The organism is Sulfuricurvum kujiense DSM 16994 (assembly GCF_000183725.1).
GTDB classification, from domain to species: domain Bacteria; phylum Campylobacterota; class Campylobacteria; order Campylobacterales; family Sulfurimonadaceae; genus Sulfuricurvum; species Sulfuricurvum kujiense.
The window spans coordinates 1,102,356-1,129,307 of record NC_014762.1 but is presented as its reverse complement, the minus strand read 5'-3'; the positions used below and the strand labels follow the sequence as shown (position 1 = coordinate 1,129,307).

At 46.7% G+C, this 26,952-nt stretch carries 27 protein-coding genes and 1 pseudogene; 9 read left to right on the top strand and 19 right to left on the bottom strand.

Going from position 1 to position 26,952, the window contains the following annotated elements; all coding sequences use genetic code 11:
- Positions 1-21: 21 nt before the first annotated feature.
- Genes SULKU_RS05710 through gltB form a run of 8 tightly spaced genes read right to left on the bottom strand, consistent with a single transcriptional unit; the run spans position 22 to position 9,820 of the window.
- Positions 22-1,041: a hypothetical protein gene (locus SULKU_RS05710; RefSeq protein WP_013459993.1), complete on the bottom strand. Its 1,020-nt coding sequence runs from the start codon at positions 1,039-1,041 to the stop codon at positions 22-24.
- A gap of 12 nt (positions 1,042-1,053) precedes the next feature.
- Entirely contained in the window at positions 1,054-1,407 is a 354-nt protein-coding gene (dksA, locus tag SULKU_RS05705; protein ID WP_013459992.1) for an RNA polymerase-binding protein DksA, read from the bottom strand.
- Positions 1,408-1,416: 9 nt separating this feature from the next.
- Positions 1,417-1,875, bottom strand: coding sequence for a 23S rRNA (pseudouridine(1915)-N(3))-methyltransferase RlmH (locus SULKU_RS05700; RefSeq protein ID WP_013459991.1), 459 nt, complete (start codon positions 1,873-1,875; stop codon positions 1,417-1,419).
- Positions 1,872-2,429, bottom strand: a complete 558-nt coding sequence (locus SULKU_RS05695; RefSeq protein WP_013459990.1) for a thiamine phosphate synthase — start codon at positions 2,427-2,429, stop codon at positions 1,872-1,874. Before SULKU_RS05695 ends, SULKU_RS05700 begins: the two co-directional genes overlap by 4 nt.
- 2 nt (positions 2,430-2,431) lie before the next feature.
- On the bottom strand, positions 2,432-3,274 hold the full coding sequence (gene accD / locus SULKU_RS05690; RefSeq protein ID WP_013459989.1) for an acetyl-CoA carboxylase, carboxyltransferase subunit beta: 843 nt from the start codon (positions 3,272-3,274) through the stop codon (positions 2,432-2,434).
- On the bottom strand, positions 3,271-3,999 hold the full coding sequence (locus tag SULKU_RS05685; RefSeq protein ID WP_013459988.1) for an inositol monophosphatase family protein: 729 nt from the start codon (positions 3,997-3,999) through the stop codon (positions 3,271-3,273). The genes accD and SULKU_RS05685 overlap by 4 nt, the downstream gene beginning before the upstream one ends.
- Positions 3,999-5,381, bottom strand: coding sequence for a glutamate synthase subunit beta (locus SULKU_RS05680; protein ID WP_013459987.1), 1,383 nt, complete (start codon positions 5,379-5,381; stop codon positions 3,999-4,001). The genes SULKU_RS05685 and SULKU_RS05680 overlap by 1 nt, the downstream gene beginning before the upstream one ends.
- A 5-nt stretch (positions 5,382-5,386) precedes the next feature.
- Positions 5,387-9,820, bottom strand: a complete 4,434-nt coding sequence (gene gltB, locus SULKU_RS05675; protein ID WP_013459986.1) for a glutamate synthase large subunit — start codon at positions 9,818-9,820, stop codon at positions 5,387-5,389.
- A 181-nt stretch (positions 9,821-10,001) separates the two neighbouring features.
- Between gltB and recO the strand changes: the two genes are divergently transcribed.
- Positions 10,002-10,619 (top strand): recombination protein RecO, encoded by a 618-nt coding sequence (recO, locus tag SULKU_RS05670; RefSeq protein WP_013459985.1) that lies wholly within the window; start codon positions 10,002-10,004, stop codon positions 10,617-10,619.
- Here recO and SULKU_RS05665 read toward each other — a convergent pair.
- Together SULKU_RS05665 and SULKU_RS05660 are read right to left on the bottom strand one after the other, a co-directional pair.
- On the bottom strand, positions 10,616-11,455 hold the full coding sequence (locus SULKU_RS05665) for a CheR family methyltransferase (RefSeq protein ID WP_013459984.1): 840 nt from the start codon (positions 11,453-11,455) through the stop codon (positions 10,616-10,618). The two genes, recO and SULKU_RS05665, sit on opposite strands and share 4 nt — an antisense overlap.
- Complete coding sequence (locus SULKU_RS05660) at positions 11,448-12,026, bottom strand: CheB methylesterase domain-containing protein (RefSeq protein WP_013459983.1); 579 nt, start codon at positions 12,024-12,026, stop codon at positions 11,448-11,450. The genes SULKU_RS05665 and SULKU_RS05660 overlap by 8 nt, the downstream gene beginning before the upstream one ends.
- A gap of 94 nt (positions 12,027-12,120) precedes the next feature.
- On the opposite strand from SULKU_RS05660, the gene SULKU_RS05655 reads away from it, so the two are divergent.
- Positions 12,121-12,378: a hypothetical protein gene (locus tag SULKU_RS05655; protein ID WP_013459982.1), complete on the top strand. Its 258-nt coding sequence runs from the start codon at positions 12,121-12,123 to the stop codon at positions 12,376-12,378.
- A gap of 2 nt (positions 12,379-12,380) precedes the next feature.
- On the opposite strand, the gene SULKU_RS05650 is transcribed toward SULKU_RS05655, so the two are convergent.
- The 6 genes and pseudogenes from SULKU_RS05650 to SULKU_RS05630 all read right to left on the bottom strand — a co-directional run bounded on the left by SULKU_RS05650 (position 12,381) and on the right by SULKU_RS05630 (position 16,934).
- Positions 12,381-12,785, bottom strand: coding sequence for an RrF2 family transcriptional regulator (locus SULKU_RS05650; RefSeq protein WP_013459981.1), 405 nt, complete (start codon positions 12,783-12,785; stop codon positions 12,381-12,383).
- Positions 12,785-13,228: a DUF4395 domain-containing protein gene (locus SULKU_RS05645; RefSeq protein ID WP_013459980.1), complete on the bottom strand. Its 444-nt coding sequence runs from the start codon at positions 13,226-13,228 to the stop codon at positions 12,785-12,787. Before SULKU_RS05645 ends, SULKU_RS05650 begins: the two co-directional genes overlap by 1 nt.
- Positions 13,229-13,349: 121 nt before the next feature.
- The gene (locus tag SULKU_RS05640) at positions 13,350-13,721 is read right to left on the bottom strand and encodes a response regulator (RefSeq protein ID WP_013459979.1); all 372 of its coding nucleotides are present in this window, start codon (positions 13,719-13,721) and stop codon (positions 13,350-13,352) included.
- Positions 13,718-14,134, bottom strand: coding sequence for a CZB domain-containing protein (locus tag SULKU_RS15430; protein WP_245535167.1), 417 nt, complete (start codon positions 14,132-14,134; stop codon positions 13,718-13,720). Before SULKU_RS15430 ends, SULKU_RS05640 begins: the two co-directional genes overlap by 4 nt.
- 54 nt (positions 14,135-14,188) lie before the next feature.
- Positions 14,189-14,515, bottom strand: a pseudogene (locus SULKU_RS15425) (methyl-accepting chemotaxis protein); the annotation flags it as partial.
- A 514-nt stretch (positions 14,516-15,029) separates the two neighbouring features.
- Positions 15,030-16,934, bottom strand: coding sequence for an ATP-binding protein (locus tag SULKU_RS05630; RefSeq protein ID WP_013459977.1), 1,905 nt, complete (start codon positions 16,932-16,934; stop codon positions 15,030-15,032).
- 103 nt (positions 16,935-17,037) lie between these two features.
- Between SULKU_RS05630 and SULKU_RS05625 the strand changes: the two genes are divergently transcribed.
- Complete coding sequence (locus SULKU_RS05625) at positions 17,038-17,550, top strand: rhodanese-like domain-containing protein (protein WP_013459976.1); 513 nt, start codon at positions 17,038-17,040, stop codon at positions 17,548-17,550.
- A gap of 84 nt (positions 17,551-17,634) precedes the next feature.
- On the opposite strand, the gene SULKU_RS05620 is transcribed toward SULKU_RS05625, so the two are convergent.
- The 3 genes from SULKU_RS05620 to fliP all read right to left on the bottom strand — a co-directional run bounded on the left by SULKU_RS05620 (position 17,635) and on the right by fliP (position 21,049).
- Positions 17,635-19,119 carry a coiled-coil domain-containing protein gene (locus SULKU_RS05620; protein WP_013459975.1) on the bottom strand — a complete coding sequence of 495 codons (1,485 nt, stop codon included), beginning with the start codon at positions 19,117-19,119 and terminating at the stop codon, positions 17,635-17,637.
- The gene (gene trmA / locus SULKU_RS05615; protein ID WP_013459974.1) at positions 19,116-20,231 is read right to left on the bottom strand and encodes a tRNA (uridine(54)-C5)-methyltransferase TrmA; all 1,116 of its coding nucleotides are present in this window, start codon (positions 20,229-20,231) and stop codon (positions 19,116-19,118) included. The genes SULKU_RS05620 and trmA overlap by 4 nt, the downstream gene beginning before the upstream one ends.
- Before the next feature lie 110 nt (positions 20,232-20,341).
- Positions 20,342-21,049 carry a flagellar type III secretion system pore protein FliP gene (gene fliP / locus SULKU_RS05610; RefSeq protein WP_049767008.1) on the bottom strand — a complete coding sequence of 236 codons (708 nt, stop codon included), beginning with the start codon at positions 21,047-21,049 and terminating at the stop codon, positions 20,342-20,344.
- Between the two features lie 139 nt (positions 21,050-21,188).
- Here fliP and glmU point away from each other — a divergent pair, with 139 nt between their 5' ends.
- From glmU to truA, 6 genes are read left to right on the top strand one after another with little or no spacing between them, the layout of a single operon-like run.
- Positions 21,189-22,493: a bifunctional UDP-N-acetylglucosamine diphosphorylase/glucosamine-1-phosphate N-acetyltransferase GlmU gene (gene glmU / locus SULKU_RS05605; RefSeq protein ID WP_013459972.1), complete on the top strand. Its 1,305-nt coding sequence runs from the start codon at positions 21,189-21,191 to the stop codon at positions 22,491-22,493.
- The gene (gene coaBC, locus SULKU_RS05600; protein ID WP_013459971.1) at positions 22,493-23,761 is read left to right on the top strand and encodes a bifunctional phosphopantothenoylcysteine decarboxylase/phosphopantothenate--cysteine ligase CoaBC; all 1,269 of its coding nucleotides are present in this window, start codon (positions 22,493-22,495) and stop codon (positions 23,759-23,761) included. The genes glmU and coaBC overlap by 1 nt, the downstream gene beginning before the upstream one ends.
- Positions 23,758-24,435 (top strand): di-trans,poly-cis-decaprenylcistransferase, encoded by a 678-nt coding sequence (locus tag SULKU_RS05595; RefSeq protein WP_013459970.1) that lies wholly within the window; start codon positions 23,758-23,760, stop codon positions 24,433-24,435. Before coaBC ends, SULKU_RS05595 begins: the two co-directional genes overlap by 4 nt.
- Complete coding sequence (locus SULKU_RS05590) at positions 24,435-25,184, top strand: prepilin peptidase (RefSeq protein WP_013459969.1); 750 nt, start codon at positions 24,435-24,437, stop codon at positions 25,182-25,184. Before SULKU_RS05595 ends, SULKU_RS05590 begins: the two co-directional genes overlap by 1 nt.
- Positions 25,177-26,199 carry an LptF/LptG family permease gene (locus tag SULKU_RS05585; protein WP_013459968.1) on the top strand — a complete coding sequence of 341 codons (1,023 nt, stop codon included), beginning with the start codon at positions 25,177-25,179 and terminating at the stop codon, positions 26,197-26,199. The genes SULKU_RS05590 and SULKU_RS05585 overlap by 8 nt, the downstream gene beginning before the upstream one ends.
- Positions 26,196-26,924 (top strand): tRNA pseudouridine(38-40) synthase TruA, encoded by a 729-nt coding sequence (gene truA / locus SULKU_RS05580; protein ID WP_013459967.1) that lies wholly within the window; start codon positions 26,196-26,198, stop codon positions 26,922-26,924. Before SULKU_RS05585 ends, truA begins: the two co-directional genes overlap by 4 nt.
- Positions 26,925-26,952 lie beyond the last annotated feature (28 nt).

Genomic DNA, 26,952 nt, shown 5'->3' with positions numbered 1-26,952 from the left:
CTCCTATAGCGTTCTAAAATACTAACTGCGACGCAAGAAGATCGCGATATCGTAGTGTTTATTGGCACGTTTGAGGTCACGGTACGCTTTGAATATTTGATAATCGTTGTTTGACGTATTGTTCAAAATCTCGTTTGCCGTATCGATCATTTGCAAATCATACAGGGTATACAAATACCCTTCCATTGCATCGTCATTATTTTCGCTCAACATCTCAAAAAGACGGATGCGCTGTTCAGGGAGCATATTTTTGGACATTGCCGCTGATAGGTCGATCCAGTCATTAGCGTCGAGTTTAATCGATGCAAAAAGTGATGAGAGTTCTTCGTTGCTGATCTGGATCCCGTTTTCACCCGCATTGATGCGTTGAATAAAATCGGCCAAAGAAGCTTTGGTAAAAAATTGTTTGAACTTCATTACCGATCCGACGGAAGCCGTTTTTACATACGACTCATACGCTTTCGCACATACGATTTCACCATAACGTTCCGAGCGCGAGAGAATGCTGTCGGCATCCAATTCGCCGCGCTCAAAACGGTTAAGATTATTCTGAATAGCAATCGACGTGCTAGAAGGCAAATGGAATTTTTTAATTTCCACTTTTTTATTCTCTTTCACATCGCGCATAAGCTGCAAAGCGTCATCGATTTTTTCGTTTCCGACCGAGCGGAGCGTTTCATACGGCAAAATCACAGAGTTATCGATCAGCTTGCCCATAAGTTTATACGCATCGCTTTTATAAACGTTGTTGCGTTCTCCGACACCCAGCAGAGCGTCGCGAAGCGCATCGACCATTTTTTCATGGTCTTTGTTCAAACGGCGAAGTTTGAAATTTCCGACCAACGCGAAAACACCCATATGGAGCAAACTGGCTACATACATAATCGCCAGAGGAACTACGACCCAAAAAGCTACCGGAAGATTTGGAAAATGCATCCCTAACAAATCAAAAGATATCGATCCGTTATCGATCGAATAAACCGCCGCAGCGACTAAAATCATTAAAATAAGCGATGCGATGGTATACCGTTTTAACTGCATTTTCTTCCCCTTTTAGTGTTTGTTTTTTTCGACGATCGGACGACAGACAATGCAGTATTTTGCATGCGGTTTTACTTTGAGGCGCTGAAAACCGATGTCGTCTTCGCACATTTCGCAAATACCGTATTGTTTAGCCTTGATTTTACCCAGTGCAGCTTCAATTTCGTCAAGTTCATGCATTTGTTGTGAACCGATCGCATTTTCTACCATATTGTCATTGCTGACAGACGCATAATCACCCTCGTCATTGAGTTCCAACTCACGCAACTGGTTCATTTCACTCTCAACGCCGGTAAGATTTTTGATAATCTGAGTTTTTCGCGTCAGTAATATCTCCTCGAAATAATGCAGTTCATGGTCTCTCATCAATGCTCCTCATTTGTGGTACGGATGGTTTGCTAACAGTGAATAGGCACGGTATATCTGCTCTAACAGCACCGCTTTTGCGATTTTATGGCTCATTGTCATCTCAGAGAGGCTGATCGCCGCATCGCACTGGTCTACGAAACTTTTTTCAAAGCCGTATGCCCCGCCTATAAAAAATTGCAACGAAATTTTATCACTTATAAGCTTACTAAATGCAAAGCTGTCCATTTTTTTTCCCTCGGGGTGGAGGGCAATCGAGTAATTTTTACCCAACATCGGTGATAATAATTTCGAATACGCCGCTTGCGATGCTTCAGGACTGATCGTATGCGCTTTGACAATCTCTTTGGGAAAGAGTTCAACATCGTCCACTTTTGCAAAGCGGGAGATCATTTTCATCTGTTCTTGATAGAGGGGATCGTATAAGGAACGCTCTTTTTTCGCTATCGTGACAATGGAAATGTTCATAACAGTCCCGATCCTATGACATGATAGGCTACATGCTGAAATCTATCGTCAAGTTTCACTCCGCCGATAGCGGCAACAGGATGCTTGGAATGTGCGGCGATCGCATCGAGACGATCTCCCAGAACTTTGGCATCCGATTTTGTCGATGTAGCGCGATAAGCTCCCAAACCGACATAATTAAGGTCAAGGCGGTTTGCAATCTCAATCTCTTCAACATTATGGGTGGAGAGACCGATAATTTTATCTTCGCCGATTGCCATTTTCAGGATCTTGATCGCACGTGCGGGATCGGGATCGATCGTATACAAATCTTCCTGACCGATATGGACGCCGTCGCAAAAGGGGGCAAGTTCATAATGATCGTTAATGATTAAAAAACCCTCCCAAACTTGGCGTAGGGCGATCAATTCCGTTTTGATGGTAGCGATATCGGAGTGTTTGTTGCGGTATTGAAGAACGCTTGCCCCGAGAGATTTGGCACGTTTGGCAAAAGAGAGGGTATCTACCCCCTTTTGATGAAGCGTCTGCGTGTCACAAAGAGCGTAAAGCTGCATATTTACGGAAGAAGCAGTTTGAGCATATCACTCAACGTCTCTTTAAGTTCGCTGCGCTCCACGATCATATCGATAGACCCCTTTTCGAGTAGGAACTCCGCACGCTGGAATCCTTCGGGAAGATCGCTTCCGATCGTTTGTTTGATAACACGCTGACCCGCGAATCCGACCAGTGCACCCGGCTCGGCGATAATGATATCTCCCAGTGTCGCGAAAGAGGCACTGACACCCCCCATCGTCGGATCGGTCAGCAATGAGATATACGGAAGCTTCGCATCCGCAAGCTTCGCTAACGCTGCCGATGTTTTAGACATCTGCATAAGGGAGAACGTACTCTCCTGCATCCGTGCACCGCCGCTGGCGCTTACGATGATCAGCCCCATACGTTTCTCTAAGGCACGGTTTACGGCACGGACGATTTTCTCGCCCTCAACCGAACCGAGCGATCCACCCATGAAATTAAAATCAAAAACGACGAGCTGTGCGGGAACAGAGTTGATCGTACATTCCCCGCTGACTACCGAAGAGTAGGTTCCGTTTTTGGCATATCCCTCTTCGACACGCGCCGCATAGCTTTTTTTATCCACAAAGTTCAACGGATCGATCGGGCGGAGATTGCTGTCGTATTCGACAAAACTCCCCTCGTCGCTAATCAAAGCAAGTCTCTCTTTAACACCGATACGTAGATGAAATCCGCATTTTGGGCAAACATGGTTTTGTTTTTCAATCTCTTTGTAATACATCAGTGACTGGCACGAAGGACATTTTACCCAGTGAGACGGCGCCTCGCTTTTAGTGGGCTGTTTTTTCTTTTCGGAGTCCCCGAACAGGTTAAATAGACTCAAAAATACTCCTTTTCTACAATCGAACGTATCTGCTCAAAAAGCTCTTTATCCGCACACATCAGGATATATCTATCATCGTTAAACACATAAAGGTGCTCACTCAGATAAAGCCCGGCTTGGATATCGTATGGCCGCATTGTACCTAAAAATAGCACATATTTCACATAAGGGGCATACGCCAACGAGAGGGCTAAGGCCCCGGGAGAGCGAAATTTGAGCTTTTTTTCCATCAGTTTTCGGACTAGATCGGGATGTTCCGGCGCTTTTTCAAAAAGACCGATTTTGGCAGATCTGTTGATCGTAATTTCATGTTTTTGGGAAGAAGCGCGCAGCGTAGTCGTATAATATTCGTTCTGTGTGCGGACGAAAATATCACCGTTTGCCAAATTACAAACGAGTGCTTCGGTTGTATTTCCTTCTGTAACGCGCGCAATGGAAATACCGTAATAAGGAAGTCTGGAGATAAAATTGTCGCTGCCGTCGATGGGATCGAGGATGATATTGATCGAAGATTCGGGGCTCATCCAACCGCTTTCTTCGGAGAATACCGAACCGTACGGTGAAAGACGGTTAAAACAGATCGCTTCGGCTTTGAGATCGACGCCGTTGCTGATGTCTCCGCCCGCCCCTTCTTCATGAAGAAGGTATAAGGAGGAGTCACCCTCTTCCAAGAGTGCCGCTATCTCTTGGCATGCGGCGATGGCCGCATTGACAAAATCGCTCATTAGCGAAGGAGAGATTTAACGATAGAGCGTGCCGCTTCGCGACCGTCATACGCAGCCGTAACAACCAGATCGGCACCGCGATAGCAGTCACCGCCGGCGTAGATTCCCGCCGTCGTTGTTTCGTGTTTATCGTTGACGATAATACCGCCCCAGCTGTTCACAGAGATACCGTTTTCGGCTAAGAACGGAGGGACGCACGGATCGAATCCGAGCGCCATTATGATAACGTCGGCATTGACGTTAAAATCGCCCCCTTTGACCTCTTCCATTTTTTGGCGTCCCGACTCGTCTTTGGCACCGAGAACGGTTTTGGCCATATGGATACCGACCGCTTTTCCGCTGTCGTTTAGGATAACCTCTTTCGGAGAGGCGTTAAAGGTGAAATCCACACCCTCTTCGATCGCATTTTTGTACTCTTTGACCGAACCCGGCATATTATGCGCATCACGGCGGTAGAGACACGTGACACTTTTCGCCCCTTCGCGTTTTGCGGTACGGACACAGTCCATCGCCGTATCACCGCCCCCGATGACTACGACATCGAGGTCTTTGAAATCAAACTTTTTGTCATAGCTCAGAGCGAAATTTTTTCGCTGAATAGCGGTCAAATACTCCATCGACATATAAACGTTCGACGCATTTTCTCCGGAAATTTTAGCCCCTTTCGCTTTCGTCGCACCGATTCCGATGAAAACCGCATCGTGCTGATCGGCAATCTCGTCAAATTCGATATCTTTGCCCACTTCGCAGTTTAGAACCAGTTTCAATCCCGCTTCGATCAAAAGATTGACACGGCGCTCTACGATTTTTTTATCGAGCTTGAAATTCGGGATACCGTAGGTGAGCAATCCTCCCGCACGGTCTGAACGCTCATACATCGTCACGGCGATACCGGAGCGGAGTAGATACGTTGCCGCAGAAAGACCCGCAGGACCTGAACCGATGATCGCTACTTTTTTATCCGTCGTAATTCCCGGAAAGTACGGTTTTAGCCCTTGGCGGAATCCCTCTTCGTTGATAAAGGTCTCCACACCGCCGATTGTAATCGCACCGTGGCCGTCGTTAAGGGTACAATCCCCTTCGCAAAGACGATCGTGAGGGCATACGCGTCCCATCACTTCCGGAAACGGTGAAGGCTCATTGGAGAGGTTAAACGCGAATTTCAAATCTTTTTCGGCAACCGATTTAAGCCACTGCGGAATATAGTTGTGCAGCGGACATTTATTCAAACAAAACGGGTCACCGCATTGGATACAACGGTCACTTTGCGACGTTGCATCGCTCGCGCTCATAGGCTCATAAATTTCACTGAAGTCTTTTAGGCGTTGTAAAACAAGGCGTTTCGTGGGGTCGAGACGCTCAATCGTTAAAAATTCTCTCATATTTCTTAGTCCCCTTTATCCGGATTGAGTGGCAATTTGGTTAAGTTTTTCGGGCGAACAAGCCAGAAATTTCGGATTTCAACACGGAAGTTTTTAAGCAGCTCCTGGGCCATTTCGCTCTCGGTCTCTGCTACATACTCTTTTAACAAACGTTTGAGATAGTGGCGTGCTTCATCCCCATCATCAGTATCGATACGGAGCGCATCGATCAACTCACGGTTGACGTTTTCGACAAAACTGTGGTCTTGATCGTATACGAACGCAAAACCGCCCGTCATACCCGCACCGAAGTTGATACCCGTTTTACCGAGGATCACGGCAACACCGCCGGTCATGTATTCACACGCATTGTCTCCGGTCCCCTCGACTATTGCAAGAGCACCCGAGTTACGTACCGCGAAACGTTCGCCGACCGAACCGGCAATAAAGAGTTTACCGCCCGTCGCACCGTAAAGACACGTATTTCCGCCGGCACTGAAGCGCTCACCCTGGTTTTTCGATTTGATCACGATTTTACCGCCGTGCATCCCTTTACCGATGTAGTCATTCGCCACACCCTCAAGACGGATTGAGACACCGTTGATCAAGAAAGCCCCGAGGGCCTGACCCGCAATCCCTTTTAAATCAATACGGATCGTATCGGATTTAAGTCCGCCATCACCGTAGTAATGGGCGATTTCACCGCTGATTCGGGCACCGAAACTGCGGTTGAGATTGCAGATGTCACGGACGATTCGGATCGGACGTTCCGGATTTTTGATCGCATCCATCGCCTCAGCGAGAACCTCTTTTTCAAACTCGTTGGAATCAAACGGCTCATTTGAAGCGCTTTGGCAGGTATTGAAACCTTCTTCGCGGTGCAACACCGAACTGAAATCGAATTTTTGTGCAAATTCGGTATCGATAACGCGTAGCAAGTCGCTGCGCCCGACCAGTTCTTCGATCGTTTTATACCCGAGCTGAGCCATGATTTTACGGACATCTTCGGCTAAATAGGTGAAATAGTTGATCAATTGTTCAACCGTTCCGTTGAAATACTCGCTTCGCAATTTTTCGTTTTGAGTCGCAATTCCGACCGAACATTTATTAACGTGACAGATACGGAGCATTTTACATCCGATGATGGTCAATGCTCCCGTACCGAACGCATAACTCTCCGCACCCAACAATGCCGCTTTAACGATATCCTGACCCGTTTTGAGTCCGCCGTCGGTTTGAACGTGAACCAATCCGCGAAGATTGTTGACTTTCAATGCGTTATGCGCTTCGGAAAGCCCGAGTTCCCACGGATTCCCCGCAAATTTGATCGAGGTAAGTGGAGCCGCACCCGTTCCGCCGTCACCGCCGGAGATAATGATCTTGTCGGCATACGCTTTAGCAACACCCGCCGCAATCGTTCCGACACCTGCGGAAGAGACGAGTTTAACCGCCACTTTCGCATTCGGATTGACCTGTTTCATATCGAAAATCAGCTGCGCCAAATCCTCGATCGAATAAATATCGTGGTGCGGTGGAGGTGAAATCAAGGTTACGCCCGGCATCGTGTAACGAAGACGCGCGATCAGGCCGCTGACTTTATGACCCGGAAGCTGTCCGCCCTCACCCGGTTTTGCCCCTTGGGCTACTTTGATCTGAATCTCTTCGGCTGAGCGCAGATACGCCGGAGTAACCCCGAAACGTCCTGATGCTACCTGTTTGATTTTCGAGTTTTTGAGCGTTCCGAAACGTGCCGCATCTTCACCGCCCTCACCCGAGTTGCTTTGTGCACCAATGGTATTCATCGCTACCGCCAAACACTCATGTGCTTCCGGTGAGATTGATCCGAGCGACATTGCAGCCGAGGCAAACCGTTTGAAAATTGCCTCTTTCGGTTCCACTTCGCTGATATCGATCGGAGAACGGTCAGATTTAAACTCAAAAAAGTCACGGATGAATTTTTGTCCGCGGCCGTTAACCAATGCACTGAGCTTATCAAAATCTTCGCGCTTACCGGTTTTGGAAACACGGTGAATCGCATGGATCACATCCGGACTGAAATCGTGGTGTTCCTGACCGTTGTAGAATTTGTAGTATCCCCCTATTTTAAGCGGGAATATTTTATTAAATCCGCCCACTTCAAACGCATCTTTGTGATTGCGATCCAGTCGTGCGTCGATATCCTCATAGGTGAGTCCCGGAATCATCACATACGATTCTCCGAAACACTCATGAACAATCTCTTTACTAAGACCCATAACATCGAAAAGTCCTGAATTGCGATACGATGCGATCGTTGCAATCCCCATTTTCGACATGATTTTAAGAAGTCCCGCATTGAGGGCATGATGGACCGATTTAAACGCTTCGGAACAGTTCACATCATTGACGCTGTTCTCGGCACGTGCCGCTACGGTTGCAAACAATAGGCTCGGATAAACGGCGCTTGCACCGTACGCGATCAAGGTCGCCGCTCCGTGAGAATCGATCACCTCAGAGGTACAGGCGACGATAGAAGCCAAATGGCGGATTTTTGCATCCAGCAACGCACGGCTGATACGCCCTACCGCCATTAGCATCGGGATCGCTTTGTGCTCTTTGTCAAAACCGCTGTCATCCAGGATAACGATACGGACACCCTCTTCGCGGACTGCTTTAATCACTTTTTCAACCAACGCTTCAAGCGCCGGCTTCAGTGCACCGCTGTAAGCGGTTGAGAACTCTTGATTGGAATAAAACGATTGATATCGCGGCGATTTTTTATCTCCGAACGATTTGAGAACATCAAGTTTTTCACGGACGATAATCGGTGAAATCGCTTTGAGACGGTTCGCATGCGACGGAATCTCATCGAGAATATTGTGCGTTTCTCCGAATCCGGTGTTGAGACTCATCACCACTTTTTCGCGTATCGGGTCGATCGGCGGATTCGTAACTTGAGCAAAACGCTGTTTGAAATAATCGGAGAAGTTGCGTTGTACGGTACTGAACGCCGCCAACGGAGTATCATCCCCCATCGATCCGACCGCTTCTTTTCCGTCTCGCATCATCGGTTCGATCACCTGTTCAACCACCTCTTGGGTAATGTTGAAATAGCGCTGACGCTCGATCAAATTGTTTGTGTCGTATTCACAACGGGTAGAATATTGCTCTTCCACATGTTCCTGAAGGTAGATCATATGGTCGTTGAGCCATTTCATATACGGGTTGGACGATTTGAGATACTGGTTGATATCTTCGTCTTTAAGCACTTTTCCGAATTTAAGATCCAAACCGATCATTTGGCCTGACTGCAAACGTCCGCGCTCTTTAATCTGATCTTCGGGGATATCGATAACACCGTATTCGCTTGCGATTAAGAGGGTATCATCTTTTGTAATGATATATTTGGACGGGCGAAGACCGTTACGATCCAGTACACATCCGATATAGCGGCCATCCGTCAGTGAGAATGCCGCAGGGCCGTCCCATGCTTCGAAAACGGTAGAGTGGTATTCGTAAAACGCTCTCAGCTGCGGGTCCATATGCGGGGCATTTTGCCACGGAGCGGGGATAACGGCACGCGCCGCTTTAAAGAAATCCATTCCGTTGATGATCAAAAACTCGAAAAAGTTATCGGCACTCGCACTGTCCGATCCGCCCGGCTGAAGGATCGGGAGAAGGCGTGCGATCTCTTCGTCGGTAAATACTTCACTTTTGATCGATTCGGATTTAACCGCTACGTTGAAGCGGTTCGCCTCAACCGAGTTGATCTCACCGTTATGGGCAACCGCACGGAACGGTTGAGCCAAACGCCATTTTGGAAGGGTATTGGTAGAGAAACGCTGATGGAAAAGGGCAAAAGAGATTTTGAAATTTTCGTTTTGCAAATCGGTATAAAATTCTTTGATATGCGTCGGCATAATCAAACCTTTATACGAAACGACACGTGAGCTCATCGATGCGATGTAAAAATCTTGATCATCCACAAGAGCATGCTCGATCTCTTTTCGGCTCAAATACAATAATGCATCAAAACGCTGGCTTGCCATCAAAGAGTTCGCGGTAATAAAAATATGGTGAATTTCCGGCAACGTTGCAAGAGCCTGCTCTCCAAGAGCGTTGGTATCAACCGGTACACGTCGGTTCAGGACCACTTTAAGATCATTGGCAACACAAATTTGCTCAAAGCGCGCTAATGTTGAGGCATCACGGGTAAAAACTACGGCAACCGCGTACATTTCAGGGAGTTCAACCCCCGCTTCCGAAGCGCAGGTACGCATAAATTCGTGAGGAAGGGAAAGGAGCAATCCGCTTCCGTCCCCCGTCTTTCCGTCGGCTGCTACCGCTCCGCGGTGCATCATTCTCTCGAGCGCAGTAATAGCATTTTCTAAATTTTCATGCGAAGGACGGTTTTTGATGTTTGCAATCAAACCGAATCCGCAGTTATCTTTAAATGATCGTAATAGGTCTTGGTATTCCACTCTAATCGTCACCTTTCACCAAAAATTTCGGCAAATTGTTATTTTTTAATCTCTTTTTAAACATAAGTAGTTTAAAGGGAGATGAAATTTTCTTATTTTAACAATAGTCAGGTTAAAAAAGGTTAAAATAATAGGAAGTAACGAATAATTTAAAAAGAAACGTGTAAAAGTAGAACTAAAAATGCAGGGCTTTATTATCAAACTCAACCGTGCCCGCGAAGAAGATATGATTGTCAGTATCATAGCCGAGGAAAGCTTACAGACCCTTTACCGTTTCTACGGAGCCCGCCACAGCCCTATCAATATGGGATTCAAAATTGACTACGAAGCGGAATATTCTTTAAAATCTTCCATTCCGCGTATGAAAGATGTCATCCATCTGGGATTTTCATGGATGGGCGAATATGAGCGGCTGAGGCTGTGGCAGCAGTTTATCGCCCTTTTTCATCCCCATCTCAAAGATTCCGAATCGATAGGGAATTTTTACTTCGATCTGCTAAACGATGCATCGGCAAGGTGGAAGGATCAAAACCCCAAGCGGGTAGCCATCGAATCGTATATTCGTATCCTCGATCATGAGGGGAGACTGCATCGGGAATTGAACTGTTTCTTCTGCGATCTTCCCATCGAAAACGATATTTCGCTGATACGGGCATTTTTACCCGCACACCAAAACTGTTCCCACACCCTCTCGATCAATCCGAAAGGGTTTGAATGGCTCTACACCCGTGCATCAACCCTCTTTTTAGATGACAACGAAGTAGAGCGGCTATGGTATGTGCTCAATGAGGGGCTTTAGCCTACCGAATAAAACTTCGTCCCATCTTCATAATGCTCGTGCAAAGTAGCGGGCGTATTGACAAAATCGGCATGTCCGAAAAACAATATTGAATCTTTGCTTCGGGCAAGCCGACCGAGCCGTTCAACAGCCTTGACAACCGTCGCCTCATCAAAATAGATCAGCATATTGCGTGAAAAAATCGTATCAAACCGCCCCAGATCGAAAATACGGTCATCGAAAATATTGATCGTATAAAAGGTGACCAGACGCTTGACTTCATCCGATATTTTAAAAAAATCTTCCTCTTGTACAAAATATTTCTGTTGAACGGAAAGAGGGGTTTTATGCAAAGACCTGGCATTGTACCGCCCTTCTTTGGCTATGGTGCTGACATCACTGTTAATATCCAACGAAACGATATCGATGCGATTCGGAAAAACACCCGCATCGAGTAAAGCCATCGCAATGGAGTAAGGCTCTTCGCCGGTCGAGCCGGGGGCACATAGAATACGGACATTATCGTGATTCCGAACGACTCTCTCCGTTAAAAAATAGATTTGTCGGGATTCCCTGAAAAAATAGGTTTCATTGACGGTCAGCAAATTAATCAATGCTTCAAGAATATGACGATCGTTTCCGAGACGAAAATCGAGTTCCTCAAACGAACTAAGATTGTGATTTCGGCAAAAGTGGATAAGTTTAGAAGCGGTAATCGCCTCTTTATGATTAAAATGGATCCCGGTAATAGCGGTAAACTTTGCCAATACCGCTTGCGGATTATCAAAGTGTTCCACGGGTTTAACCGTTTTCTCTTGAGGCTCGGGGGTTTTATTCGATTTGAACCAGCTAAACACGGCACCCTCCGAAATCTTTGATCCGCTCTATTATCTCTACGATTCCCGCGACATGCGCATTGCTTACCAGCTCTTTAGCACGCCGCGGCATCCCGTATACGATAGAACTTTCTTCACTTTCAAAAAGGCATTCTCCGCCTGATTCATAAAGAGACAAGGCACCGAGGGCACCGTCATCACCGATTCCGGTCAAAATAATCCCTAAGCGTCTCATAGATGCGGGGAGAGACGATGCGGATGCGAATAACCGATCGATTTGAGGATTATAGGGGTAATCACCCTCTTCCATCGGTTCAATCCATACTTCGCCGCCTTTAAGAACCAACTCGGACGTAACGGAGCAGACATAAATATGCGCTCGTTTTATCTTTTGAGGTTCATTGACAGAAATGATAGGAAGCGAAACGATAGATTGAAGCTGATTGATAAAACTGGGGATAAACGGAGCGCTCATATGCTGCGCTATGACGACAGAGCCGACAAAATGACTCTCCAATGCCGAAAGAATCGAATAAATTCGACCCGGACCGCCTGTTGATGCTCCGATAAGGATTAATGATGATATATTCATAATGCTATTTTACACGATAAATCCGCACTTGGAATACCAAAATTTAGGTACGGTATTTGCTTGCATGATTGTATTCAAACAAAATGAGAACAGTATGCGAATCAATAAAACAAGCGAAGCGGTTTTAGCAAAATATGCCGCACCCAAAGAAAAAGTTCGAGTCGAGCCTTTTTACAAAACGCAAATAGCGACTAAAAAAGGTTCGTCGCTCCAAGATTTTTACGAAGAGGTCAATGCAAAAAGCCATCTATGGGTAGAGCAGGTCTATAGCGGTAAAAATGCCCATGAAATTGAGCTGATGATGATGGAAAAACGTAAGCTTATCGAATCAAAACGTACACAGCAATACTAAAATCATATTTCATAAAAATGGGGCTGGTATGCCTGGTCAAGTTCGGAAAGCTTCATACTGAAAAGAGTGCGCATCTTCTCTTCTATGTCGTTCCAAAAATACTCTAAAATCAGGCTTGATCCGATATTTCCTTCGATCTTGTAAAAGGGCCCTTCTAACGCTTCGATTATCTCAATGACTTCGATTTCGTGTGCAAGACGGGCAAGCTTGTATCCTCCCGATGCACCCCGTATACTGCTGACGAGATTATTTCTGCGTAAAATGGAAAGAAGCTGTTCAAGATATCCGTGCGATATCTGCGTCATAGCCGAAATTTCTCTTACCTGCATCGCTCGCGAACGGGGTGCATGGGCAAGCACATGCATAGCGGCAAGTCCGTAAATCGCTTTGGATGAGAGTGCCGCCATTACTCAAACCATTTCGGATAGATTTTTTTGGCGATGTAATAAATTTTACACGCAACACAATATCCGAAAAATAACTCCAATGATGCACAAAAAAGAAATATTCCTCCGATAACCGTTACCGCCGCATATGCATTCAAAAGTGTCCCGGCAAGCAAGAATATACTGAATACCAGCCCGAAAAATGCGGCTAAACGCTTAGCACCGGCATCTTCCATTTTAATGCCCAGTGACAACTTTTGCTGGATAAGCAACGAGCCTCTGTTAATAGGGCTGAACTGTTTGTACCCGTAGAGACGAAGAAAAAAATCGACAATTAAAAAAGAGACGATCAACGTGTTGTAGGTAACCATGAATCCGATAATACCGAGAACTACAAAGAGAGTATTGATCCGAACAACGGTTGCATCAACCTGACGAAAAATCAAAGGACATTGTTGAGCCATTGTTTCCTCCTAAATTTTTCACCATTCTAATATAGCTTTTTCTTATTGTCAAGTATTCATACTATATTACTAAGGATTAAATTTTTAGGCAAAAAAAAACGGAAGGCGAACCTCCCGAAAATCAGGAACGTACTTTGACCAATTCTCGTATTTTTTTCTCTACGTTTGCCAACGAGTCAAACGGCTTGAGAAGATAATGGTCCGCTCCGACTTTATGGCTTTGCAGTACTTTATCCAGTGTCGAATAGGCGGTCATCATGACAACCACACACTCCGGGTCTTTCGTTTTAATCTCTTCCAAAACACTCAAACCGTCTTTTTGGGGCATCATAATGTCCAACAAAACACCGTCATACTCCCCGGCACGAAAGCGGCTGAGCGCATTTACAGGATTATCAATATAGGTTATTTTGAAATCACCCGAACGTCCCAGTGCTTTTTCAAGCATCGTACCGATAGACTGCTCATCATCCACAATTAACAAACGTATCATTTTAACCCTCCAAACAATTTTTCAATAGCACTTCCCATCAAATCTTCCGATTTTTCGGCTACCAATACATCCAAAGCTTCAAAAACACCGTGGCTTGCTTCTTCAATCGTTTTAATACGCTGTTCGATCTGAGTACGCGAGCACAGTTTTTTCCCTTCGCCGCAGTCGGCAATCAACGCGTTAGCTTGTGAGTGGACGGCGGCATGCGGTTTCTCCAGCATAGCGTATGATTTAAGATGCCCAAACTGCTCTTTGCCGACTCCGTTTTCATACCATTTACCTAACCGGCATGAATGGTGATCCACCGGTTTAAAGTCGTTGGCTTGACCGAATAAGAACGCATAGACGTTATTTTTGAAAATTACATGGTCTATTTTTGCCAAGTTGCTGAAAATATAGTTGCTGATATCCATAATTTCATACACGCTGCGTGACGAATTACGTTGGAATATCGCCATACGATTACTTAGCTGCGAAACTTCGTCTTTTGTACTGGCGACGATACCGGAAAGTTCTTCCGTCGCGGATTCAATCTCATTGGTATCCTGCTGCATCGATTGGATGACGATTTCAATCTCTTTCGTCGCTTTTTGCGTCCGTTCGGCGAGTTTTCGTACTTCATCGGCGACAACGGCAAAACCCCGTCCGTGTTCACCGGCACGAGCCGCTTCGATAGCGGCATTGAGCGCAAGGAGATTGGTCTGATCGGCGATATCTTTGATCAGTGCGATAACGCTCGATACTTCATTTGATCGTGTCACCAAACTGGCCGTAGTAGCGAGTGTCCCCTCCATCAGCTCAGCCAGATTGTTCATATACTCATCGACACGATTTGAAATTTTTAGCCCCTCGACGGAACCTTCCGCCGTTTCGCGGGACTGCTGAACCATTTCTTTGAGTTTTTCAAGAATATCCATGAATACTTTTTGGGTCGCGTTCAAAGCCCCTTTGATGCTCTGCTGATGCATCTCCAGCAATCCGCCCTCTTCACCGCCGACTACCGATGATTTATGTAAAATAAATCCTTTCATCCCCTGGCTGAGATTTTTGCTTACAACCGAAGCTTCGCACTCTCCGACGACAATTTCATTCAGCCCTTTGGAGAGTTCTTGGACTACGGCATCTTTGTTGACGATTTCCTCGCCCCGTGAATTGAAGAAAAGCGCTTCTCCTTGAGCATTTAGGACAACTACAGCTTCTTTGTCACTCAAAGCCGCTATCTCTTTGTAGAGTGCCAATTGGGCTTTAAGTCCGTTGCATTCTTCTTGCAAAAGACGATTCTCTTCCTTTAGTTTTACGCTCTCTCCATCAAACCACATCCGCTTTCTCCTCATACGTTTTCAAACTTATTTTAAATGCGGCACCCTGATTCTCGTTCCGCACTTTAATGTTTCCGCCATGTTTCTCAATAATCGCTTTGGCTACATTCAACCCTATACCCATACTCTTTTTTTTCTCTCCGCTTATCGCAAAATCGAAGATTCCTTCCAGCATAGATTCAGGTATCCCCCCTGCATTATCGCTCACAGTGATATTAATCAGCTCTTGAGTACAATTAAAGTGAATATCGATTCGGCGATTTTCATACGGTATTGTACCCTTTTCAAATTCATCTAACGCATTATTTAATAATATTATCCACACCTGTTCTAACCGATTTGATATTCCCATCGTCATACATGCTGTCGCATCATAAGTACTCAAAGCCGTAAAAAGAGCGTCATTGATCCAGATTGGGGCGATATGTTTGGAACGGTTCAAAATGATCCGAAGAGCATAGATTAACGTCATATTGATATTGCACGGCTTCATCTCCTCTTTGCCGGTACCGGCAAATTCGTACATTGAACTCACAATCGATTCTATTCTCGCTATCCCCTCACGAATCGGCTGAAACGAAGCAACCGCTTCGGGCATTTTCTCCTCACACTCCCATTCAAGCAATTCCAGATTCCCTTTGATATACGTGATCGGGGTATTGATCTCATGGGTTATTGCCGCCGCCAGACGACCGACACTCATCAGTTTGGCATCATTGATCTTATCCTCTTTCAGCCGCTCCAAATGGGTAACATCGATAAAATAGAGAATATGATACTCTTCGCTTCGAATCATCGGATTAGGCATCGAACTGATGTGTACGGTAAAAAATTGCTTGTCAAGATTTAGATATTCCATCACCAATCTTCCCTCAATATTCCCGGAGTTAACACGTGTAAAAATAGACTCCAATACCTCTTTTCGGCTAGCTCCGCTCTCGGTAATCTGTTCCAAACCGTGAGATGTTTCAACATACCATCTGCATAATGCACACGATGAAAAAAACTCTTCATTGTTCTTAAATCCGTTTGATTCCAAATGCTTTTTATTAATCAAAATTGCTTCATAGCGGTGGTTAAACAAAACAGTCAGTGAAGATTCATAATCGATCAGTTGTTCCACACTCGCCAAAATCGCACGATTGACTTCACTGACATCCTGCGCGATACAGACGATCTCTTCGATCTCTTGATGCTGATTGCGAATAGCATAAATCGTGCTGTCAACCGTTATCGGTTCCCCTTTGGCATTCACCATTTCAAGAATTCCCCGATAGATTTCACCCGCCCTGAGCCGTTCACGCACCAAAGAACGTAAAAAATTCCAGAAACGTCGCTCGACAAACCGCATCCAGTGACTGCCGATCATCGTGTCGCTCTGGTAGCCCAACAAACGGCACAGCAGATCGTTGACTTCAATAATAAGCCCGTTCTCTTCCATTCGGATCAAAAGGGATGTCTTCGAGATGGCTCCGAACATCAGATTGATCTGTTTAAACGCTTTTTGAGCCTGTTTTGCCTCCAACGATTGACGTATTAGACGTTCGGCAACTTTTTGTACGGCACTGGGGAGAAGCGGTTTGAGGAGATATTTATCTACCCCGACATCTATCGCCTGCAAAAACAGATCGCTTCCGTGTGCACTCGAGATAACAACGGTCTTAATGGCAGGATTTTCCAGTTTACTCCGGCTGATCGTCTCGAAAATCGAGCTGTTCATCTGCATCGGATGAAGAATTAAGAGATCGATCTCGTCAAACGTTTCCGGCACGCTATTTTGAATGGTGATTTGAGCATCAAGCCCTAATATTACATCGCCGAATGGGTCACGGTTGGGAAGATAATTTTCTACGGCCCAATCAGTTACATAAATAATCTTAATAACTTCTGTCATAAGTTCCACATTCTTTTTTGTAATGGTACATTAATTTTTTTCATCTGCCTATAATCTTCATACAGATACAATTCGCGTTTATAATTTCCAGAGGATTAAATCAATGAAAAAACTGCTGCTTATTCTCCTTGCCTGCGCGGCTTTGAATGCCGAAGATATTTACGAGGGGGATGTGAGTGCCGCCGAAGCGTACGATATGCAAAAAAAAGGGACGGCGATTATTGTCGACGTCCGAACCACTCTCGAATATATTTATACCGGACACGGCGAAGGATTTATCAATATCCCGGCCTATGAATGGACCTATATCCCCAAATCGATCGAAGAACGGGTGAAAAGTTCCGAGTTTGAAGTCAAAACCGACAAGGCAAAAGGGCATGTCGATACCCAAAAACTTTATGACGCCAAAGAAGTTTTCAACAAAAACTTCGTCAGCGACGTCATGAAAGCGATGAAACTCCGCAACGTCGATTCGGTCATTCTGGTCTGCCGAAGCGGCCCCCGTTCAACTGCCGCCGCCAATCTTTTGGCTAAAGAGGGGATCAAGGCGTATAATCTCGAAAACGGATTTATGTTCGGATGGAGAGAGGCAAAACTGCCATACGACGGCTATTAATACCGTTTTATTTGAACGCCGACGGAGCGCAGGGCCCGCTCGGTTACCGATATGGCACTGAAAATTGCCTCTTACGAGACTACGTTATCGTTTGATAACGTCGCTCTCTTTTACCCACATATCCTGATCCGCTCTCTGCCAGACACGATTCACGAAATACCCCGTAATCTTAACCCATCCGTTGCTTGCCGTTCCGGACGTAAACGATCGTCGCTCTTCCCACGTATCGATTACCGATCCGCCCGGAGCACTGTAAATCGGAGCATTTTTCGCCATACGATAGGCGGACGGGGAGGATTTTTTCGGTGTTTCGGACGGAGTGTTAACAGGAGTTTTTGTCGCTTGCGATACTTTCTGAGCTTTTGCGGGAACAGCGGCAGCCGCTAGTTTCGTTTCTTTCGGCGGTGTCAGTTTCTGCGTTGCAGGTGCTTTGAGTTTCGCGGTCTGTGTCTCATTTTGTGCCAGTTTTTGATGCAGTGCTTTGTTCAGCTGTTCCGTCGGATTCACCGCTTTAGCCGCAACCTTTTCGACGGTTACCGGACGATCTTTATACACCACTTTTTCAACAACTTTTTCTTGCACGACGACTTTAGGAGAAGACCCTTTTTTAAGATTGGCTATCGTTAATTGTGCATTGGAAAGTTCGCGCTTCAATGCGGCGATTTTTTCGGTCGGTTCGACCACTTTGGTCACAATCTTCTCCTGTATGACAGGACGGTCTTTGTAGACCACTTTTTCGACAATTTTCTCTTGGGTAACGGTTTTTACCCCTTTTTGAAGATTCGAAATTGTTGCCTGAGCCGATGCAAGCTGACGCTGCAACGCAACGATCTTTTCGGTCGGTTCGACTGTTTTTATGACGATTTTTTCCTGTACAGCACTCTGAACCGGTGCTTTTTGCAGTTGGGTAATCAATGCATTGGCTTTGGCAAGCTCGCTTTGAAGCGCCTTGATTTTCGGAGTTTGATCAACAGGGGCAGGAACATTTACCGGAAGTTTTGCAGTATTCTGCCCTTGGGCAAGCGGCTGTGCACGAAGTTTTTCGATTTCGGCTTTGGCAGTTGCCAAAGAAGCACGCAGTACTATCACCTCTTTATCATTTTTACCCATCGACTTTTCAAGTTTTTCCAGATCCGCCTTTGCCTTGAGCAACGCATTTTTCATACTTTCACGTTCAATTTTCCCCACTTTAACCGCATTGGCCTCTTTAGCAAGAGCTTCCTTTTGGGTTACTGTTTGGCGGTATTGCTGGTCCTTTGTCGTCAGAGATTTCTCCATGCTTCGGATTACCCCCTGCTTTTGGGAAAGGTCCCGTTCCATCTCTGTTTTTTGCTTTTTGATTTGCAGCATCTCATTTTCACGCTGTTTGATCTGATTTTCGAGAACGGCGAGGCGTTTTTGATACCCTTGAATTTTTACCGCCGCATCAGAAGGTGAAAGGCTGTTTTGTGCTTGACGGCACTCTTCGTATTTTTGCCGTAGTTTCGCTACTTCATTCACAATGGCTTGCGGGTCATTGGAACCGTACAGGTATATCGCGCACAAAGCGCTTACTAAAACTGCTCTCACACGCATCCTTTTTTCGTTAGCTTTACACCCATCTCCAAATGGTGGGTATAAGGGAATTGATCGAATGCCGCCATAGCCTCTATCGTATGGGTACGGCTCAGTATCTCCAAATCGCGAAGAAGCGTTTCGGGATTGCAGGAAATATAAAGAATATGATCAAAGCGCGATGCAAACGCACACGGTTCTTCACCTAAACCGGCGCGCGGGGGATCGACAAAAAGAGTTTTGAGATGATAATCGGCTACGTTTAATCCCTCCAAACGGCGAAATTCGCGTACGCCGTCGAGTGCCTGGGTAAATTCTTCTGCCGAGAGGCGGACGAACTCGATATTCCCGACACCGTTAAGGGCCATATTTTGTTTCGCCGCATGGATGGAGGCTTTGGAAATCTCCGTTGCCAGGACACGGTCAAACTTGGTTGCAAACGGAATCGTAAAATTTCCCGCACCGCAATAGAGTTCGAGAAGATCGCCGCCGATTTTATCGATTTGTCCCAAAGACCATGTGATCATCTGTTCGTTCACTCTCGGATTCGGCTGGGTAAAACTGTTTTCAATATGGATATAACGGTACATACGGCCGCCGATGTTCAGTGTTTCGGTAACGTAATCCTGGGAAAGAACCACTTTTTGTTTACGGCTGCGTCCGATAACGTAAACTCCCAGCCGTTTTTCCAGTTCATGCGCTTTGCTCTTCCACTCGTCGTCCAGTGCTTTGTGATAGAGCATACTGAGGGTAATCTCTCCCTCTCCCGAGGCTAAGAAATCGACACCGAAAAGCTTATGGGAGATCCCAAGATCGCTGATTTCGATCAAAAGTTTTTCCATAACCGATGCGATAGACGGTGAAACGATCCCGCACCGCTCGATTTTCAATGCTCCCTGACGGTCAAGCCGGTTCATAGCATACGATATCCCGCCATCATCATGATAGATTTTGAACTCGGCACGGGATCGGTATCTCTCGGCAGGAGAAGGGCAAACGGTGATATTCCCTGAATATAAGGGAAAAAACAGCTCTTGAACGGCCGAGACTTTGCGCTCAAGCTGCCCCTCGTATCCCTCTTCATAATCGCGGCAGCTGCCGCAGATACCAAAATATTCACATTTCATTTTATTTCCTAATACGACACAGGAGTAAAACCCCTGTTGTCTGCGCTAACGCTGTGTTCTCTTCGGCAGAGAGCCCAAACACGCAAGCGTGTTTTGATATCACTATTCATTTATTTAACACTGGCGATCAAATTCCCGATCAGCAGATTCCACCCGTCCACCATGACAAAAACAAGTATCTTAAACGGCATCGAGATCATAACGGGCGGAAGCATCATCATCCCCATCGACATCAAAATGGAAGCCACGACCATATCGATGACCAAAAACGGCAAGAAGAGCAAAAATCCGATCTCAAACGCCGTTTTCAGTTCACTGATCATAAACGCGGGAATCACGATAGTGAGGGGTACTTCTTTGATCGATTGGGGATTTTGCATGTGACGGATACGCAAAAAGAGGGCCAGATCTTTTTCACGGGTATTGCGCACCATGAAATTTTTGAACGGTTCAGTCGTTTTTTCAAATGCCTCATCGTAGGTGATCTTCTCTTCGCTGTAGGGTTTGATCCCCTCATCATACGCTTTCGTCGCCACAGGTTCCATCACAAATACGGTCAAGATCAAAGCGAGCATAACCAAAAGCTGTGTCGGGGGAACCTGCTGTGTCCCCAATGCCTGACGCAAAAAACCGAATACGATGACAAAACGGGTAAACGTGGTCATCACCAGTACAAGGCTCGGTGCCAAAAACAAGACGGTGAGAACCAGCAATACATTCAGGGAACTGACGACTTCGGCGGGAGTTTCGGGTGCGGTGAGGTTGAAATTCATTGCCGGAACCTGCGGATCGGCACCCCATAGCATCAGCGGGATCATAAAGAGAAAAAAAGCTAAACGACCCAAACAAAACTCCGCGAATTAAAGAATAGTTTTAATGAGGCGATAATACCACAATCTAAGGGTGTATCTTCATTAAATTCTGATAAAATTGCAGGAAATAATCTCAGGAGCCTGTATGGTAAACTCTCTCTCCATCGTCATTTTAGCTGCCGGAAAAGGGAGTCGGATGAAATCGCCCAAAGCGAAAGTACTCCATGAAATCTGCGGTCGTGAGATGCTCTACTACAGTATCAAAGCCGCACGAGAGATTACCGATGACGTCATCGTCGTCGTCGCCCATCAAAAAGATGCCGTCATCGCCGCGATGGAAAAACATTTCACCGATTTGACGTTCATCACCCAGGATGCCGATAATTTTCCGGGGACGGGCGGCGCGATGATGGGAGTGAAACCGAAATACGACAATGTCCTCGTTCTCAACGGAGATATGCCGCTGATAGAGCGCTCTTCCATCGAAAAATTCCTCGCCAATCCGGCTGATATCGTTATGTCGGTTATCCCTCTCGACAATCCGAGCGGATACGGCCGTGTCGTTATCGAAAACAACTCCGTTTTGAGAATTGTCGAAGAAAAAGATGCCTCTGCGGATGAAAAAGCGATCAATACCGTCAATGCGGGGGTTTATGCTTTCAAACACCACGTCCTCCAAACGTATATCCCCCGTTTATCCAACGCCAATGCCCAAGGGGAATATTACCTCACCGACGTTATCGAGATGGCGCGCAACGACGGTTTGAGTATCTCACCGCTGTATGTCGAAGAGGTGGAGTTTAAAGGGGTCAACTCGAAAAACGATCTTGCTGGGGCCGAAATGATTATGATGGATCGCATCCGCCGTTTTTGGATGGATGCGGGGGTAATCATGCAGTTGCCTGAGACAATCTATATCGAAGAAGGGGTAAAATTCGAGGGGGAATGTATCGTCGAAAACGGTGCGCGCCTCTGCGGCAATACCCTCATCGCAAACTCCCACATCAAAGCCCACAGCATCATCGAAGACTCAACCGTTCGAAATTCCGACGTAGGGCCGTTGGCCCATCTGCGCCCGCTTAGCGTACTGGAGGGGACCCATATCGGGAACTTCGTCGAGGTGAAAAAATCAACCCTTACGGGAGTCAAAGCGGGACACTTGAGCTATCTGGGCGACGCTACTATCGATACGGGGAGCAACATCGGTGCGGGAACCATCACCTGCAACTACGACGGGGTGAAAAAATACCAAACGATTATCGGTAAAAACGTCTTCGTCGGAAGCGATACCCAGCTTGTCGCTCCCGTAGAAATAGCCGATAACGTCATGATCGCTGCAGGTACCACTGTCACGGCGGGAAAATACGAGAGCGACATCCTCATCCTCAGCCGTACCCCGATCCGTAAAGTAGCGGGATTTTTCACCAAATTTTTCGGTAAAGGGAAATAATGGAGATCCCGTCCAATCTTTTGAGAGGGAAAAAAATCCTCCTCGGTGTCACAGGGTCGATTGCGGCGTATAAATCGCTCGAACTCCTCCGACTCTTCATCAAAGCGGGTGCCGAGGTTCGGGTCGTAATGACTCCCTCCGCCAAAAAATTCGTAGCACCGCTCAGTTTCGAGGCATTAAGCCGCAACCGCGTTCTGGATGATACAAATGAGTCATGGGCAGATGATTTCAACCACATTAAGATCGCCCAGTGGGCGGATCTGCTCGTCATCGCCCCCGTTACCGCCAACACGATTGCCAAACTCGCCAACGGTATCGCCGATACGATCCTCACCCAGTGCGCCCTCGCCTATCCCGGGATCAAACTTCTCGCCCCCTCGGCCAATACCTCTATGATCCAAAACCCGATGATCCAAGCTTCCCAAAAAATGCTCGCCATCGCCAACTACGAGATCATCGCGACACAGACCAAAGAGCTTGCGTGTCAGGTCGTGGGTGACGGTGCCATGGCCGAACCGCAGGAGATTTTCTGGCAGAGTGCCCGTATTTTGCTTAAAAACGATTTTTGGAGCGATCGCCGTGTCATAGTGACTGGGGGCGGAACGATCGAAAAACTCGATGACGTACGCACCATCAGCAACCGCTCCAGCGGCAAAATGGCCTCCGCACTCGCAACCGCGCTGTTTTTACGGGGAGCGGACGTAAATCTGATCGCTACGCGCTTTGAATCTAATCTTCCGAATACGATCCATACCATCGATGTCGAAAGTTCCGAAGAGATGGGGGAATATCTCACCGATTCAATCCGCATCGCCAAAAAAGGGAAACTTTCCAAAGCTTCTCTCATCCATGACGCGCCGATAGCCTTAATCCAAAAAGAGCCTTTTTTGTTTATGGCGGCGGCGGTCAGCGATTATATCCCCGAGCATCCGCAAAACGGAAAACTCAAAAAAGAGATCATCGGAAAGCATTGGAATATCCCGATGAAACAGAATATCGATCTCTTGAGCACATGCAATAAAGAGGGGATAAAGACGGTTGCGTTCAAAGCCGAAACCGATACAACCGTTGCGGCGAACAATGCCAAAAAGCTCTTAACAAACAAGAGAGTCGATGCGGTCTGTCTGAATGTCATCGACGAGTCCAATCCGTTCGGCAGTGATACCAACCGGATCGACTTTATCACAGAAGGTGCTACCGTGCCGTTAAGCACAATGGATAAACTCACCCTTTCCCTCACCCTCTTGGACGAAGCGGCCCGTTTATGAGCAATCTCCCCAGCCATATCGCGATCATCATGGACGGAAACGGCCGCTGGGCTGAAGCTCAGGGAAAAAACCGAACCTACGGACATGAAAAAGGGGCGGAGACCGTACGTGCCATCACTACCTACTGCGCCCGCCATAGCGAAATTGACCGACTTACCCTTTATGCGTTCAGTACCGAAAACTGGAAACGGCCGAAAATCGAAGTCGAATTTTTGATGAAGCTTTTGGAACGCTATCTCAAAAGCGAACGCTCCACCTATCTGGAAGGGAATATCCGATTCGAGCCGATCGGCGATCTGAGCATATTTTCCAAATCGCTTCGAAGCGTTATCGACGATGTCCAAAACGCGACTGCACAATGCGACGGCCTGACGCAGTGTCTGGCACTGAACTACGGAGGACGCGACGAAATCGTCCGTGCCGCCAACGCTCTGCGTGAAAACGGCCCTCTAAGCGTAGAAACGCTTACCCGCGCCCTCGACTGCACCCACGACGTCGATCTGCTGATCCGGACGGGGGGAGACCACCGCCTCTCGAACTTTCTTTTATGGCAGGCGGCGTATGCGGAGCTGTTTTTTACCAAAACCCTTTGGCCCGAATTCACGACCGATGAACTCGAATCGATAATCAAAAAATTTAGAACCGTTGAGAGACGTTTCGGAGGATTGAACTGATGGAATTAGCTTTTATTTTTGTTTTGGGAGCTGCGATAGGCTCTTTTTTGAATGTCGTGATACTCCGTATTCCGTTGAATGAGAATATATCTTTCCCCGCATCGCACTGTATGAGCTGCAGTACGCCGTTGCGTTTTTGGCACAATATCCCGATCCTCTCTTGGCTGTTTCTCCACGGTAAATGTGCATTTTGCGGTGAAAAGATTTCGATGCAGTACCCGCTGATTGAGCTTCTCAGCGGCCTTATTTTTCTCTTCAGCGCACTGAAATTCGGACTGACGTTCCAAGCGCTCGGCATCGCCGTAACGTTTGATTTCCTCCTTGCCCTCTCCGCCATCGACTACCGCTACAAAATGGTACCGGACAGCCTCAACCTCGGTGCACTCACCGTTGCCGTTTTCAGCGTAACCTCATTGGAGAGTCTCGGTTACAACGTTACGAACGCCCTGCTGTTTGCCGGAGGTTTTTCACTTCTGCGTTTTTACATCTCCTATATCATCAAAAAAGAGGCTATGGGTGAAGCGGACATTATGATTGCCGCGACGATGGGGGCATTACTGGGAATCAAACTGGGACTGGCAGCCGTCTTTCTGGGCGCCGTTTTGGCCCTTCCGGCACTGATTCTTACCCGTGATGAAACCGAAGAGTCCAAAGAGCTTCCGTTTATCCCGTTTTTAGCGATGGGATGCTGGATCGTTTTGATGTTTGACACGTATGTCAATAATATTTTGGTGGGTATTTATGGATAAATTACGCCGATATATCCTCTCCAATCTTTCGATCCTCTTTTTTTCGATTTTTTTACCTCTATTTGCTATCGCTTCGGTCATTTTTATGATCAAGCTCGCCACCTATACGGCGGTCATTCAGATCACACTCTCAGAGATGGCGAAACTCTATCTTTTTGTCGTTCCCGAGCTCCTTTTTTACACGCTCCCCATCGCTTTCGTCGTCGGCGGCGCGCTGGCACTGTACCGCCTCTCCAACGACAACGAGATGGTAGTTGTCTTCTCACTTGGGATATCTCCCCTCTTTGTGGCACGGATATTAGCCGTCCCTGCACTGCTTCTTTCGCTTTTGCTGTTTGTCAATTTTGTCGTCGTCACCCCTTACATCAAAATCATCTCCGCCAATTTTTTGGAGAAAAAAAGGGCGGAAGCCAAATTCAATCTGGGTGCTTCGGAGTTCGGACACCATTTCGGCGACTGGATGCTCTTCATCAACAAAAACGATCCGCAATCGCGTGTTTTCGGGGATGTCATCCTTTTTAACAAATCGATGAAAGACGAAATCCTCATTAAAGCCGACAAAGCTGAATTGATCAATAAACAAGGGGTCTTACAGCTGCGATTGGACAACGGCGTAAGCTACAGCTATGACAATATTCTTCTTCGAACCATGCTGTTTAAAACCGGCTATATCAACGACAAGCTCTCCACCGATCCGATGGTATACCGCAATACGCTCGATTATTGGACCAATAACGAACTGCGTGAACGGAAAACCCAACGCTTTATTACCAACACTCTGCTCAGCCTCTTTCCCCTTATCTCCGTCTTCTTGATGATTGCGCTGGGGATTGTCCATGCCCGACACCAAAAACGGTGGATATACCTGTGGCTTTTTCTCTCCATCGTCGGTTTTTATGCGGCGGCCATCATCACTCAGCAATGGCTCGGATTTCACACGATATGGGTCGTCACTTTGGTATGGCTGATCATCACCTACAGTTTTTATAAACGTCTGGTAGGGAGCCGTTTTTGAGCCGTGTAAAAATAACACTGAGCTACAACGGCTCGGCGTTCATGGGGTCTCAACAGCAGCCCAATACCGATAACACCGTGATGGGACATCTTATCACCGTCTTGCATCGGCTTAAAATCACCGCCACCCCGAAAGCTTCAGGACGCACCGATCGCGGCGTTCACGCTACCCATCAGGTTATCCATGTCGATCTCCCCGATTTTTGGACCGACCTGCACCGTCTTCGTGAAATGCTCAACGTTCAGCTCCCCCCCTCCATGCGGATACAGCGCATCGAGTTCGTGGAGGATGATTTTCATGCCCGCTACAGTGCCAAGCGCCGTGTCTATCGATACGTCATCAAAGAGGGACTTAGCAATCCGTTCGAGGATAACTTTATCACGTTCGTCCCGAGCCTCAACCGTGAAGCAATTTGTGATGCGATAGGCTGTTTCGTCGGAACCCATGATTTCGAGTTTTTTAAAAAAAGCGGCAACGATTTGGAACACCATACCCGAATCATCTACCGTGCCTATGCCTACTCGTACAAAGGGCACTTTATCATCGTTTTCGAAGGAAACGGCTTCTTACGCTCCCAAATCCGCCTGATGGTCGGTTTTTTGCTCCGTATATCGGCGGGGAAAGCGACGAAAGAACAGCTGATAGAACAAATCAACTGTGTAAAGCGCCATACTACCGATATTGCGCCGCATAATGGGCTTTATCTTACCCACATTAAATACTAGTTTATTACTTTTCTTTTTCATAAGAAAA